We start from the raw sequence: 13,061 nt of genomic DNA, 5'->3' as shown, positions 1-13,061 counted from the left end.
CTGTCGTTGAAAGGCCCGGTTTCGATCGGGCCTTTTCTTTTTCGATCCGCCGCGCCATGACTGCGGCATGGCGAGCGACGACGACATCATCATTGCCGACGATGCGGTGATCCACCCGGGCGACCTGCACGAGGACTTCATCCGCTCGTCCGGTCCGGGCGGCCAGAACGTCAACAAGGTGGCGACGGCGGTGCAGCTGCGCTTCGACGCGGCCAACGCAACGGGTCTTTCGGAGCGCGTGCGCGAGCGGACGATCAAGCTTGCCGGCCAGCGTGCCACCAAGGACGGTGTCATCGTCATAGAGGCAGGCCGCTTCCGCACCCAGGAACAGAACCGGGCGGACGCACGGGCAAGGCTCACGGCACTGGTCGCCAAGGCCGCCGAGCCGCCACCGCCACCACGCAAGAAGACGCGGCCGTCGAAAGGTGCGGTGGAGCGGCGGCTGAAGAGCAAGGCCGGACGCGGCACGATCAAAAAACTGCGCGGCCGCGTTGGCGACGATTGAGCCATCGGAAGTGTCCGGACATGCGGTTTTCGGGTCGCCGGGAGCGACTCATCATGTCATCCTGTTTCACACGATTGACTCGATTGAACCGACCTCATGCTCGTCCTGCCCAAAGGCGTCCGCCACATGCCGGCCTACCTGTCACGCACCGTGCAGGAAGCGCTGGTCGAGGCGGTGAGAGGCATCGTGCAGCAGGCGCCGCTGTTCGTGCCGGCGATGCCGCGCACCGGCAAGGAGATGAGCGTGCGCATGACCAATTGCGGCCCGCTCGGCTGGGTCACCGACAAGGAAGGCGGCTACCGCTACCAGCCGACGCATCCGGTGACCGGATTGCCATGGCCGCCAATTCCGGACGGGCTGCTCGACCTGTGGCGGCAGGTGTCGGGCTATCCGCATCCGCCGGAAGCCTGCCTGGTCAATTTCTACACGCCGGACGCAAAAATGGGCCTGCATCAGGACCGCGACGAGGCCGAGTTTTCGGCACCGGTGGTTTCCGTTTCACTGGGCGACGATTGCCTGTTCCGGGTCGGCCAGACGACGCGTGAGGGGGCGACCCGGTCGTTCAGGCTGAAAAGCGGCGACGTCGTGGTGCTCGGCGGCGAAGGGCGCCTCAGCTTTCACGGCGTCGACCGCATTTATCCCTCGACCTCGGCATTGCTGAAAAATGGCGGCCGCATCAATCTGACACTGCGGCGGGTGACGAAACCGATCTCAGCCGCGCCGGACGAAGGCTCGCGAGAGGGCCTATAAGGCAATTCCAGGAAAATTGACGCGCTGGCGGCCGCCGTCACAGCTTCCTGAGCGCCACTTCCTCGATCAGGTGATCGGCGCCCTTGCGCAGGATGAGGTCGGCGCGGGCCCGCGTCGGCAGGATGTTCTCGCGCAAATTCTTCAGATTGATGTTGGTCCACAGGCCTTCGGCGATGGCGCGGGCCGAATCCTCCGAGAGCTGCGAATAGCGGTGAAAGAAGGAGTCCGGATTGCGGAAGGCGGTTTCGCGCAGCCGCATGAAACGAGCGGTGTACCATTGATGGATCAGCTTCTCGTCGGCATCGATATAGATGGCGAAGTCGAAGAAGTCCGACAGGAAGGGCACGATCTTGCCGTCCTGCGGCAGCTTGCCGGGCTGCAGGACGTTGATGCCTTCGAAGATCAGGATGTCCGGCCGGTCGATGGTGACGAACTCGCCGGGAATGACGTCATAGGTCAGGTGCGAATAGACCGGCGCGCGGACATTGCGCAGCGCCGACTTGATGCCCGACAGGAAGCGCAGCAGCGCGCCGACATCGTAGCTGTCGGGAAAACCCTTGCGCTCCATCAGGTTTTCGCGGCGCAGGACCTCGTTGGGCAGCAGGAAACCGTCGGTGGTGATGAGATCGACCTTGGGGCTCGATGGCCAGCGCGCCAGCAACTCCTTCAATACGCGCGCGGTGGTCGATTTGCCGACCGCGACGGAGCCGGCAATGCCGATGATGAACGGCGTCTTGACCACGTCGACCGCGTTGAAGAAGGCCTGGCGCTGCCTGAACAGCAACTGGCTCGCTTCGACATGCGCGGATAAGAGCCGCGACAGCGACAGGTAGATGCGCTTGACCTCTTCGAGGTCGACCGGGTCGTTGAGCGAACGCAGGCGGCGGAATTCGTCCTCGCTCAGCGTCAGCGGCGTGTCGGCGCGGAATTGCGACCATTGCTCGGCGGAGAAGAAACGAAAGGGGGAATATTTCTCGGTTGGCGCGAGCTGGTCCATCGAGATTCCTACCCTCCTCGCGGTCAGCCCTTGGGCCGTGACGCCTTCTCGGCAATGCCCGAACGCCCGGTGCGGCCTTCGAGTTCCCTAAGCACATCGCTCAGCGGAACCCCTGAGATGCCGAGAACGACGAGCCAATGATATATGAGATCGGCGCTTTCCGAAACGAGGGCCTGTTTGTCGCCCTTGACGGCGGCAATCACTGTCTCGACAGCCTCTTCGCCGAGCTTCTGCGCCGCCTTGTCGATGCCGCGCGCAAACAGCTTTGCCGTCCACGAATCCGGGTCACCGGAATAGGCGCGTTCCCGGACGATTTTTTCCAGGTCGGAGAGCGAAAACTCGGTCATGGCCGCCGTTTAAGACCGATTACCGGGCGAGTCCAGCCGCATCGGCAGCCCGGCTCGGGCCATATGCGCCTTGGCTTGCCCTATCGTGTAGGTTCCGAAATGGAAGATGGATGCCGCCAGCACCGCGCCGGCATGGCCATCACGGATGCCTTCGACCATATGATCGAGTGTGCCGACGCCGCCGGACGCGATGACCGGCGCGCGCACCGCATCTGCAATCGCGCGGGTCAGCGCGATGTCATAACCGGCCTTGGTGCCGTCTCGGTCCATCGAGGTCAAAAGGATCTCGCCGGCGCCGCGATCGACCATCAGCTGAGCAAATTCAACCGCATCGATGCCGGTTTTCTCGCGTCCGCCATAGGTGAAGATCTCCCAGCGATCGGCTTCGCCGGCGCCTGACACCTTCTTGGCGTCGATGGCGACGACGATGCACTGGTTGCCGAACTTGTCGGCGGCCTCGGCGACGAAATCCGGGTTCTTCACCGCCGCCGTGTTGATCGACACCTTGTCGGCACCGGCAAGCAGCAGCTTCCTGATGTCGGCGACCTGGCGCACGCCGCCGCCGACTGTCAGCGGCATGAAGCACTGTTCGGCGGTGCGGGCAACGACGTCGAAGATGGTCTCGCGATTGTCCGATGAAGCCGTGATGTCGAGGAAGCAGAGCTCGTCGGCGCCGGCCGCGTCATAGGCCTTGGCCGCCTCGACTGGATCGCCGGCGTCGATGAGATCGACGAAGTTGACGCCCTTGACGACACGGCCGTTCTTGACGTCGAGGCAGGGGATGACACGGGCTTTCAGCATCACCTTCCCTCTATCGTGGCGATGAGATCGTTCAGCAGCTGGCCGACAAGCGGGGGAACATCGGCCTGCGCATCGAAAGCCGGATCGTAGGCGGAAACGGTGATGCCGACCACCGGCACCGTAAGGGCCATGGCGCAAGCCGCGTCGCGCAATTGTTCCGGGTTCGGCCCGCCCGAACTGACGTAGCGGTTGGCCTGCAGCTCCTCGGGATCGTGCACGTCCAGATCGAGATGCATATGCACGCGTTTGGCGCCGGCAACCTTCAGTCTTTCGGTCGCCTGGGCCACTCCAGGGCATTCTGTTCGAAGGATCGGCAATGTCTCGAGAAGCTGTTTTTCCGCCGGATCGAGATCGCGCGCGTTGACGAGCACGCAACGTGACGGATCGATCGGCTGGAAGCCTGGAATGGCCGCCGCCATCGGCCGCCAACACAGGCCGAGTACCGTCGCCAGCGCCATGCCGTCGAGAAAGCCATAGACGGATGTCTCGGGCGTGTTGAGGTCGCCGTGCTGGTCGGCCCAGATGATTGCATCGGCGCCTTCGCCAGCGACTGCGCCGGCGCTGGTCAGGCAATTTCCTGAGAGAACGATGGGAAAGCGACCGCTGTCGCGAGCAAAGCGAACCTCGGCCGCGACGGCGTTGCAGACGGCAAAGCCGGTGGCGATCTCGCGCTCTTGGTCGTCTCCGACCCTGCCGATGTCCTCGACCGCGACGTCGTGACCCGCCATGGTCAAGGCATCGACGAGACCGCCTGATATCAGTGCGTCCGGCCCCTGGCCCATGCCGCCATGATAATGGCCGCTGTCATAGGACGCCAGGATGATCGAGATCTTCACGGCCGCGTCTCCATCGCCGGCCTGCCTTGCAGGATCGCCAGCGCCTCGGCCGGATCGATGCGGCCGTCATAGAGCGCCCGGCCGGAGATCGCGCCTTCGAGCTTCTGCGCATCGGGCATGGTCATGCGCACGATGTCGGCGATCGAGGCGAGGCCGCCGGACGCAATGACGGGAATAGACACGGCGTCGGCGAGACTGATGGTGGCGTCCCAGTTGATGCCGGTCAGCACGCCGTCGCGGTCGATATCGGTGTAGATGATGGCGGCGACGCCGGCGCCCTCGAATTTCTTCGCCAATTCGATGACCCCGAGGCTGGACGCCTCGGCCCAGCCTTCGACGGCGACCTTGCCGCCCTTGGCGTCGATGCCGACTGCCACCTTGCCCGGGAACGCCTTGCAGGCCTGCTTGACCAGATCGGGATCGCGCACCGCCACCGTGCCGAGGATGACACGGGCCAGCCCGCGATCGAGCCAGTCTTCGATCTGCGGCAAGGTGCGGATGCCACCGCCGAGCTGGACCGGGTTCTTCGTCGCCTTGAGGATGGCGCCGACCGCCGCGCTGTTGACGCTCTGGCCCTTGAAGGCGCCATTGAGGTCGACGACATGCAGCCATTCGAAGCCCTGTTGCTCGAAGGCTTTGGCCTGGGCGGCCGGGTCGTCATTGTAGATGGTCGCGGTCGCCATATCGCCGTGCTTCAGACGCACGCATTGGCCGTCCTTGAGATCGATGGCGGGGAAAAGGATCATCCGTTCAAGCGCCTTCAACGATGACGAAATGGCCTGTCGAGGCGGCAAACCGAAACTTCGAGGCATGCTGATATTCGGGCGAATGATAGCATTCGACCGCCTTGTCGTAGGATTCGAACTCGACCAGCACGTGGCGGTTTCCGGTCGGTCCTTCCGGATTCTCGTAGCGACCGGCCCGCACGGGGAATCTCGCGCCGTACTTAGTGAAGGCGACGGCATTCGCCTCGATGTATTGCTTGTACACATTGGGATCGCGAACATCGATCATCGCCATCCAGTAGCCCTTCTTGCTCATGATGCTTCAGGGCCTCCAGCGCAGGAAATTGGTGATCAGCGCCAAGCCCAACGCCTGGCTCTTTTCGGGGTGGAACTGCGTGCCGACGAGATTGTCGCGGGCGACGGTGGCCGTCACCGGGCCGCCATAGTCGGCGATCGCCAGAACCTCGTCGGGCTTCTGCGCATCGAGATGGTAGGAATGCACGAAATAAGCGTGCAGTCCGTCCGGCCCGGTCGGGATGCCCGCAAACAGCGGGTGTTGACGCTTGATTTCGATCGTGTTCCAGCCGATCTGCGGGATCTTCAGTGAGGGATCGGCCGGCGTGATCTCCTTGACGTCGCCGGCGATCCAGCCAAAGCCGTTGGTGACGGTCTTTTCCAGGCCGCGCTCGGACATCAGCTGCATGCCGACGCAGATGCCCAGGAAAGGCCGGCCCTTGGCCACGGCGACCTCCTCGACCGCTTCCCACATGCCGGCGACGGCGCGCAAGCCGGCCGCGCAGTCGGCATAGGCACCGACGCCGGGCAGGACGATGCGGTCGGCGGTGCGGACCCGTTCCGCATCGGCGGTCAGGTCGATTTCAGCTGATATGCCGGCTTCACGCGCGGCGCGCTCGAAGGCCTTGGTGGCCGAGCGCAGATTGCCCGAGCCGTAATCGATGATCGCAACCCGCATGTCAGGTCCGTCCCGGAATGTGGGTCAGCCCCAGCGCGATGCCCGGCTGCGCCGGGCGCGCAAGGGCGGCATCCGGAACCATGCGCGGCACTGGAGCGGCTTGATCGGAAAGTGCTTCCGCCTCCAGCGCATAGCGCATCTCGGCCTCATCGAGCCAGCCGGCCTCGACCACGCCCCATTCATGCCAGCCGCGCCGACGGAGCGCTGCGATCCGCAGGCCCTGCCCCTCCAACCCGACATAGAGCGAAACCAGGAGCGACAGCAGCGAGCCGGCGAGCCCAAGGCCGAGCCTTTGGCCAAGCATCGAAAGCAGGCCCATGACGACGAAGGCGAGTGCTGCTTCGATCCACAGCCGATGCCAGACGAACCATAGCGGCGGCACCAGAAAACCCAGCCAGGTGAAGCCATCGCGGACAAAAGCCGTGGCGTCAACCTTCTCGCGGCGGCCGGGCGGTTCCATCACGACATAAGCGGCCATCACGCTATCCCTTCAACGATCCCTTGGTGGAAGGAACCGCGTCCGGCTGGCGCGGGTCGCGTTCTAGCGCTGTGCGCAGCGCACGCGCCACCGCCTTGAAGCAGGTCTCGGCGATATGGTGATTGTTGGCGCCATAGTGGTTGGTGACATGCAGCGTGATGCCGGCATTTTGCGCCAGCGCCTGGAAGAATTCACGCACCAGTTCGGTGTCGAACGTACCGATCTTCGGCGACGAGAAGGAAACGTTCCAGACCAGGAACGGCCGGCCGGACACATCGATCGCCGCGCGCGTCAGCGTCTCGTCCATGGCAAGGTCGATCGAGGCATAGCGCATGATGCCGCGCCGCTCGCCGAGTGCCTTGGCCAGCGCCTGGCCGAGCGCGATGCCGGTGTCCTCGACGGTGTGGTGGTCGTCGATATGCAGATCGCCCTTGGCCTTGACCGTCATGTCGATCAAGGAATGGCGCGACAGCTGATCCAGCATATGGTCGAAGAAACCGACGCCCGTCGAAATGTCTGATTTGCCCGAGCCGTCGACATGGACCGATACGGCGATATCGGTTTCCTTGGTCTTGCGGCTGACTTCGGCGGAACGGGGCGACATGACCTTGTCCTTGTCCCAGGGTTTGATGCGATCCAAGCCTTCACCGGCTTGAAAACGAAAGCCTTCTAGCAGCATGATCCGGCGATTGCCAGTTGCCATCCCGGTCGGTATCGAGCCGTTTGCAATCACCGGGCCTGTGCATACATATGGCCGATCAAGTCACTCGTACCGCGCCAATCGCCTTTTTGGGATCGCGCGAATCGGAGCCAGGAAATGTCGAATGAACTGACCATGCACGCCACGACCATCGTGACGGTGCGCAAGGGCAACAAGGTGGTGATCGCCGGCGACGGCCAGGTCAGCCTTGGCCAGACCATCATGAAGGGCAATGCCAGGAAAGTGCGCCGCATCGGCAAGGGCGGCAATGTGATTGCCGGTTTCGCCGGCGCCACCGCCGATGCCTTCACGCTGCTGGAGCGGCTGGAAGCCAAGCTCGAACAATATCCCGACCAACTGACGCGCGCCTGTGTCGAGCTCGCCAAGGACTGGCGCACCGACCGCTATCTGCGCCGGCTGGAAGCGATGATGCTGGTTGCCGACAAGTCGATCTCGCTGGCGCTGACCGGCACCGGCGACGTGCTCGAACCCGAACATGGCGTCATGGCCATCGGTTCCGGCGGCAATTACGCACTGGCCGCGGCACGCGCGCTGATGGACACCGACAAGGATGCCGAAGAGATCGCCCGCAAGGCGATGCAGATCGCGTCCGATATCTGCGTCTACACCAATAACAACTTTGTCATCGAAACGCTCGATGCCGGTTGATCCGGCTTTCCTTTATGATTTTCGGCCGGTGACCGAAAAAGACCTGCCGATGATCGCCGGCTGGCTCGACGAGCCGCATGTCGCGCAATGGTGGGACGATCCAGAGACGGAAATCGCCGGGATTCGCGACCACATCGACAGCATTTCCGTCGAGCCGCTGATCGTCGAGCTCGACGGCAGACCGATCGCCTACCTGCAGAGCTACGACCCGCATCTGGAAGACGACCACCCCTATGCCGACCAGCCGTTCGGCACACTCGGCATCGACCTGTCTATCGGCCGGCCGGAGCTGGTCGGCCGCGGCCACGGCTCGGCGATCGTGCGGCAGTTCGTCGAACAGCTGTTCGAGGAAGGCGTGCCGCGTGTCATCATCGACCCGGATCCCGCCAACGGACGCGCCATCCGCGCCTATGAAAAGGCTGGTTTCAGGCGTATCGACCGCAGGCAATCGGAATATGGCGACGTCGTGCTGATGGCTATCGATGCCGAAGAAGGCGACGCGGAAGAGGGGCAATAAGGCATGATCGCATCCGGCGAGGATAAAAACCTCTCGGCCTATGAAAACAGCTGGCGGATGGGGCTGCTGATCGTGCTTGGCCTGGTCATTGTCCAGGCCGTGACGCTCTACCTGATGGGCCGGACGCCGATCTGCACCTGCGGTTACGTCAAGCTCTGGCACGGTGTCGTGCAGAGTTCAGAGAACTCCCAGCACATTTCGGACTGGTATACGTTCTCGCACATCATCCACGGCTTCCTGTTCTACGCGCTGGCACGGTTCCTGTTTCCGCGTTCGCCGATCGGCTTGAGGCTGGCATTCGCGGTCCTCATCGAGGGCGGTTGGGAGCTGCTGGAAAACAGCCCGTTCATCATTGACCGCTACCGCGCCGGTACCATCTCGCTCGATTATTACGGCGACAGCATCATCAATTCGGTGTCCGACACACTGGCCATGGTGCTGGGATTTGTGATGGCGCGAAGGCTACCTATATGGGTGATCGTCAGCCTCGCCATCATCTTCGAACTCGGTACCGGCTATCTCATCCGGGACAATCTGACACTCAACGTGATCATGCTGCTGCATCCGTTCGAGGCCATCAAGCAGTGGCAAAGTGGAATTTAGTGATATGAGCACATTCTCTCCCCGCGAAATCGTTTCGGAACTCGACCGCTTCATCATCGGCCAGAAGGACGCCAAGCGCGCCGTGGCCATCGCCTTGCGCAACCGCTGGCGCCGCCAGCAGCTGGAAGGCCAGATGCGCGAAGAGGTGATGCCGAAGAACATCCTGATGATCGGGCCGACGGGCGTCGGCAAGACCGAGATCTCGCGCCGCCTGGCGCGCCTTGCCGGGGCGCCTTTCGTCAAGGTCGAGGCGACCAAGTTCACCGAAGTCGGCTATGTCGGCCGCGATGTCGAACAGATCATCCGCGACCTGGTCGAGATCGCCATCGGCCTGGTGCGCGAGAAGTTGCGCGAGGACGTCAAGGCGCGCGCCCACATCAACGCCGAGGAACGCGTGCTGGAGGCGCTGGTCGGCAAGACGGCGAGCCCGGCCACCCGCGATAGCTTCCGCAAGAAATTGCGCGACGGCGAACTCGACGACAAGGAGATCGAGATCGAAGTGGCCGACACCGGCAGCGGCGGCATGCCCGGCTTCGAGATTCCCGGCATGCCGGGCGCCAATATCGGCGTGCTGAACATCAACGACATGCTGTCGAAGGCGATGGGCGGCAAGAAGACCAAGTCGCGCAAGACGACAGTCAAGGAATCCAACGCGCTGCTGGTCAACGACGAGTCCGACAAGCTGCTCGACCAGGACGAGGTGGTGCGCCAGGCGCTGGATGCGACGGAGAATGACGGCATCGTCTTCCTCGATGAGATCGACAAGATCGCGTCGCGTGAAGGCGGCATGGGCGCCGGCGTTTCCCGTGAAGGCGTGCAGCGCGACCTCTTGCCGCTGATCGAAGGCACCACGGTGGCGACCAAATATGGGCCGGTGAAGACCGACCACATCCTGTTCATCGCCTCCGGGGCGTTCCATGTCTCGAAGCCATCCGACCTTTTGCCTGAATTGCAGGGCCGCCTGCCGATCCGGGTCGAATTGCGGGCGCTGGAGAAGGACGATTTCGTCCGCATCCTGACCGAGACCGAAGCCAGCCTGATCAAGCAGTATATCGCGCTGATGAAGACCGAGGGCGTCGAACTGACCTTCACCGACGACGCCATCGATTCGCTGGCCGGCATCGCCGTCGACCTCAACGACAGCGTCGAGAACATCGGCGCCCGGCGGTTGCAGACGGTGATGGAGCGGGTGCTGGACGAAATCTCCTATGACGCGCCCGACCGCAATGGCACTGCGGTCACCATCGACGCCGCCTATGTGGAAAAGCATGTCGGCGACCTCTCCAGAAACACAGATTTGTCGCGATTCATCCTTTAAACGACGGCGCCGGGTTTATTCCGGTGCCGGCCTCTTCAAAGTGACGCATCGTGCTTTACAAAAATCGATTCCGATTTTTGAGCCGATGCGTTGCAACACAGTCTGGCAAACAGAATCATGTGTGGCCAGATGGCACCATCTGGCCACCTTTCGTCTTGCCGGTGGATGGGGCGCTCTCGACTCGACCAAGAGCACTACCTAGTTTGCGCGGCAACATCTGCAGGCGGCGGCGCATGAAAAAACTGATCCTGGTCATTCTCGGCTTGACGCTGGCGGCGACGCTGTTCGCCGCCAATGCGGCGACATTGGTGCCGCCGGGAAACCGCAACGCCGAGCAGCCCGATATTCCCGGCGCTTCGAGCCGGCGCACGCAGGCCACCAACACCACCTTCCAGGCGAAGTACCGCAAGGTCTATGCCTTGCTGCAGAACGACGCCGATCTGCGCGGCAAGATCAAGAAGGCCGCTGCCGCCTACGGCATTGATCCCCTGCACATTGTCGGCGCCATCGTCGGCGAGCACACCTACAATGTCGACGCCTACGACCGGCTGCAGACCTACTACGTCAAGGCGATTTCCTATCTCTCCAGCAAGCTCTCCTTCGCCTATGACGGCGAGGACATCACCGATTTCGTGCAGCGGCCGGAATTCAAGAAATGCGCTGGGGTGTCGGACAGCTATGATCTGTGGGAATGCCGCGAGCAGGTGTGGAACCATTCGTTTCGTGGCAAAAGCGTCGGTGGCGAGAGTTTCCCCGATGACCGTTTCGGCGCCACCTTCTTCCAGCCCTATTATGCCGGCCAGACCTTCGGCCTCGGCCAGCTCAACCCGCTGACGGCCTTGCAGATGAGCGATCTCGTGCACAAGGTTTCCGGCCTGCCGAAGCTCGACGTCGCCGATCCCAATTCGGTCTACAAGACCATCATGGATCCGGACCTGACGCTGCCTTACGTCGCCGCGACGATCAGGAAATCGATCGACGCCTACAAGAGCATTGCCGGCTTCGACATTTCGGGCAATCCGGGGCTCACCGCCACGCTCTACAATGTCGGCAATCCGGAGCAGCGCGCCGATGCGCTGAAGGCGGAGAACGACAGGCGCCGCGCTGCCGGCGAGCCGGAAAAGCTGCCCGAGGAGAATTATTACGGCTGGCTGGTCAACGACAAGCTGCCGGAGCTGAAGGCGCTTTTCTAGGGCGTGTTGAGGTTCGGGTTGCGCCGCACCAGAGTTGAATTCGCCCCCTTTTTTGGGCGTTTGCGCCGCCCCTAAGCCGCCAGCAGTGACTTCAATTTTACCGTTTGTGAGCGAAGCGCTTCCGGCGCCGGCTTCGCCCGCTTGCCGATCAGCATTTCGGCCAGCCTGATGTCGCGGGCGACCGCGTTGCCCGGACCGATGCCGCTGGCCGCCATCAGCCTGCCGTCCTCAGCGAGGTGGAAGAGGATGAAGGCGCCGTCGTCGAGATCGCGGCGCACGATGCTGCGGCCTTCGTCGGACAGCCCGGCGATCTGCAGGGATAGACCATATTGATCCGACCAGAACCACGGCACCGCCGCATGCGCCTCGCCGGCGCCCAGCATGTTCCTGGCCGCCAGCGCGCCCTGCTCCTGGGCGTTGCGCCAGGCTTCCAGCCGCACCCGCCGGCCGCCATAGACGGCGAGCGGAAACGAGCAGCAATCGCCGGCGGCGAAGATGTCGGGATCGCTGCTGCGCAGTTGCGCATCGACAGCGATGCCGTTGTCGATCGTCAGCCCCGCTTCGGCTGCCAGCCCGGTCACCGGCACCGCGCCGATGCCGATGATGGCGAGATCGGCTGATATCTCCTGTCCGCCAGCAAGCGTCACACGAACCTCTTTGCCGTCGTCGGCGATGGAAGCGATGCCGTCGCCGCACAGAATGTCGACGCCCTCAGCGACATGCGCATCGTGGATGATTTCGGCGATCTCGGCCGGTACGCCACGCATCAGGATGCGCGGCTGCGCCTCGATCACGGCGACCGAAGCGCCGAGCTTGCGCGCCGCGGCAGCGAGCTCAAGGCCGATGAAGCCGCCGCCGACAATGGCGATACGGTTGCCGGCGCTGAGATGGGCGCGAATGGCCAGCGCGTCGGCGAAAGTGCGGAGATAAACGCAGCGCGAACCCAATCCCGGCATCGGCAGCTTGCGCGGCGTCGAGCCGGTGGCCAGCAGCAGCTTCTCATAGGGCAGGTCCGAACCGTCCGACAGACGCACCCTATGCGCCGCACGGTCGATCGCCACGGCCTGGACGGAATGGATATGGCGGATCGATTTTTCGGCCAGAATTGCGTCGCTGGCGATCGCCTTGATTTCGGGCGCATCGCTGGTCATCGCTTCCTTGGACAGAGGGGGCCGTTCATAGGGTAGATGCGGTTCGTCGCCGACCAGCGTCACCGGCCCTTCATAGCCGAGATCGCGCAACGCCAATGCTGCCCGACCGCCGCATTCGCCGGCGCCGATGATGACCATTCCGTGCACCATCGCCGTCATCCGATCTGAACCAGCACTTTGCCGGCGTCGACTTTGACCGGATAGGTCTTGAGGTTGACGCAGACCGGCGCGCCGCGGGCGTCCCCCGTCTTGTAGTTGAAGCGGCCATTGTGCTTGGGGCATTCGATGATGTCGTCCATCACCAGCCCGTCGGCAAGATGCACCTTTTCGTGCGTGCAAAGGCCGTCGGTGGCGAAATAGTCATCGTCCGGGCTGCGATAGATGGCGAAGGTGCGGCCGCCATGATCGAAGCGCATCACATCCTCTTCATCGATATCGCCGGCGGCACAGGCCTCGACCCAGTCGCTCATTCAGTCCTCCCCTGGAAATCGGATAAGC

The 13,061-nt window shown here is 63.1% G+C and carries 18 protein-coding genes; 7 read left to right on the top strand and 11 right to left on the bottom strand.

Annotated features, from left to right (window positions below; all coding sequences use genetic code 11):
- The first annotated feature begins 67 nt into the window (after window positions 1-67).
- Both arfB and ACFFNA_RS12805 read left to right on the top strand, forming a co-directional pair.
- Complete coding sequence (gene arfB, locus ACFFNA_RS12810) at window positions 68-505, top strand: alternative ribosome rescue aminoacyl-tRNA hydrolase ArfB (RefSeq protein ID WP_111545061.1); 438 nt, start codon at window positions 68-70, stop codon at window positions 503-505.
- Window positions 506-601: 96 nt separating this feature from the next.
- Window positions 602-1,255 (top strand): alpha-ketoglutarate-dependent dioxygenase AlkB family protein, encoded by a 654-nt coding sequence (locus ACFFNA_RS12805; RefSeq protein WP_111545062.1) that lies wholly within the window; start codon window positions 602-604, stop codon window positions 1,253-1,255.
- A 37-nt stretch (window positions 1,256-1,292) separates the two neighbouring features.
- Here ACFFNA_RS12805 and coaA read toward each other — a convergent pair whose 3' ends face one another.
- From coaA to hisB, 9 genes are read right to left on the bottom strand one after another with little or no spacing between them, the layout of a single operon-like run.
- On the bottom strand, window positions 1,293-2,252 hold the full coding sequence (gene coaA, locus ACFFNA_RS12800) for a type I pantothenate kinase (protein WP_111545063.1): 960 nt from the start codon (window positions 2,250-2,252) through the stop codon (window positions 1,293-1,295).
- A gap of 23 nt (window positions 2,253-2,275) precedes the next feature.
- A complete protein-coding gene (locus ACFFNA_RS12795; protein WP_378918663.1) occupies window positions 2,276-2,599 on the bottom strand; it encodes a phosphoribosyl-ATP diphosphatase in 324 nt (107 codons plus the stop codon).
- A 9-nt stretch (window positions 2,600-2,608) separates the two neighbouring features.
- Complete coding sequence (hisF, locus tag ACFFNA_RS12790; RefSeq protein WP_378918661.1) at window positions 2,609-3,403, bottom strand: imidazole glycerol phosphate synthase subunit HisF; 795 nt, start codon at window positions 3,401-3,403, stop codon at window positions 2,609-2,611.
- Window positions 3,400-4,236 (bottom strand): arginase family protein, encoded by an 837-nt coding sequence (locus ACFFNA_RS12785; protein ID WP_111545066.1) that lies wholly within the window; start codon window positions 4,234-4,236, stop codon window positions 3,400-3,402. The genes hisF and ACFFNA_RS12785 overlap by 4 nt, the downstream gene beginning before the upstream one ends.
- A complete protein-coding gene (gene hisA, locus ACFFNA_RS12780; protein WP_111545067.1) occupies window positions 4,233-4,982 on the bottom strand; it encodes a 1-(5-phosphoribosyl)-5-[(5-phosphoribosylamino)methylideneamino]imidazole-4-carboxamide isomerase in 750 nt (249 codons plus the stop codon). Before hisA ends, ACFFNA_RS12785 begins: the two co-directional genes overlap by 4 nt.
- 4 nt (window positions 4,983-4,986) lie before the next feature.
- A complete protein-coding gene (locus ACFFNA_RS12775) occupies window positions 4,987-5,277 on the bottom strand; it encodes a DUF1330 domain-containing protein (RefSeq protein ID WP_378918658.1) in 291 nt (96 codons plus the stop codon).
- 6 nt (window positions 5,278-5,283) lie between these two features.
- Window positions 5,284-5,934 (bottom strand): imidazole glycerol phosphate synthase subunit HisH, encoded by a 651-nt coding sequence (hisH, locus tag ACFFNA_RS12770; RefSeq protein WP_378918656.1) that lies wholly within the window; start codon window positions 5,932-5,934, stop codon window positions 5,284-5,286.
- A gap of 1 nt (window position 5,935) precedes the next feature.
- Window positions 5,936-6,412: a DUF2628 domain-containing protein gene (locus tag ACFFNA_RS12765; protein ID WP_378918655.1), complete on the bottom strand. Its 477-nt coding sequence runs from the start codon at window positions 6,410-6,412 to the stop codon at window positions 5,936-5,938.
- A gap of 4 nt (window positions 6,413-6,416) precedes the next feature.
- Window positions 6,417-7,016, bottom strand: a complete 600-nt coding sequence (gene hisB, locus ACFFNA_RS12760; RefSeq protein ID WP_378918862.1) for an imidazoleglycerol-phosphate dehydratase HisB — start codon at window positions 7,014-7,016, stop codon at window positions 6,417-6,419.
- A 213-nt stretch (window positions 7,017-7,229) separates the two neighbouring features.
- Here hisB and hslV point away from each other — a divergent pair, with 213 nt between their 5' ends.
- The 5 genes from hslV (at window position 7,230) to ACFFNA_RS12735 (ending at window position 11,412) form a co-directional block, all read left to right on the top strand.
- Window positions 7,230-7,781, top strand: a complete 552-nt coding sequence (hslV, locus tag ACFFNA_RS12755; RefSeq protein WP_111545071.1) for an ATP-dependent protease subunit HslV — start codon at window positions 7,230-7,232, stop codon at window positions 7,779-7,781.
- Window positions 7,771-8,298, top strand: coding sequence for a GNAT family N-acetyltransferase (locus ACFFNA_RS12750; protein WP_378918653.1), 528 nt, complete (start codon window positions 7,771-7,773; stop codon window positions 8,296-8,298). The genes hslV and ACFFNA_RS12750 overlap by 11 nt, the downstream gene beginning before the upstream one ends.
- A gap of 3 nt (window positions 8,299-8,301) precedes the next feature.
- Window positions 8,302-8,901 (top strand): DUF2585 domain-containing protein, encoded by a 600-nt coding sequence (locus ACFFNA_RS12745; protein WP_378918651.1) that lies wholly within the window; start codon window positions 8,302-8,304, stop codon window positions 8,899-8,901.
- A 4-nt stretch (window positions 8,902-8,905) separates the two neighbouring features.
- Entirely contained in the window at window positions 8,906-10,219 is a 1,314-nt protein-coding gene (gene hslU, locus ACFFNA_RS12740) for an ATP-dependent protease ATPase subunit HslU (protein WP_378918649.1), read from the top strand.
- Window positions 10,220-10,452: 233 nt separating this feature from the next.
- Entirely contained in the window at window positions 10,453-11,412 is a 960-nt protein-coding gene (locus ACFFNA_RS12735) for a DUF1402 family protein (protein WP_111545075.1), read from the top strand.
- A 71-nt stretch (window positions 11,413-11,483) separates the two neighbouring features.
- Here the strand turns inward: ACFFNA_RS12735 and ACFFNA_RS12730 are convergent, their stop codons facing one another.
- Together ACFFNA_RS12730 and ACFFNA_RS12725 are read right to left on the bottom strand one after the other, a co-directional pair.
- Entirely contained in the window at window positions 11,484-12,722 is a 1,239-nt protein-coding gene (locus tag ACFFNA_RS12730) for an NAD(P)/FAD-dependent oxidoreductase (protein ID WP_378918644.1), read from the bottom strand.
- A complete protein-coding gene (locus ACFFNA_RS12725; protein WP_111545076.1) occupies window positions 12,719-13,033 on the bottom strand; it encodes a MocE family 2Fe-2S type ferredoxin in 315 nt (104 codons plus the stop codon). The genes ACFFNA_RS12730 and ACFFNA_RS12725 overlap by 4 nt, the downstream gene beginning before the upstream one ends.
- Window positions 13,034-13,061: the final 28 nt, after the last annotated feature.

This window comes from Mesorhizobium kowhaii (assembly GCF_042431665.1).
GTDB classification, from domain to species: Bacteria; Pseudomonadota; Alphaproteobacteria; order Rhizobiales; family Rhizobiaceae; genus Mesorhizobium; species Mesorhizobium kowhaii.
Note: the sequence above shows the minus strand (reverse complement) of the source record. Positions and strands in the feature narration are given on the sequence as shown.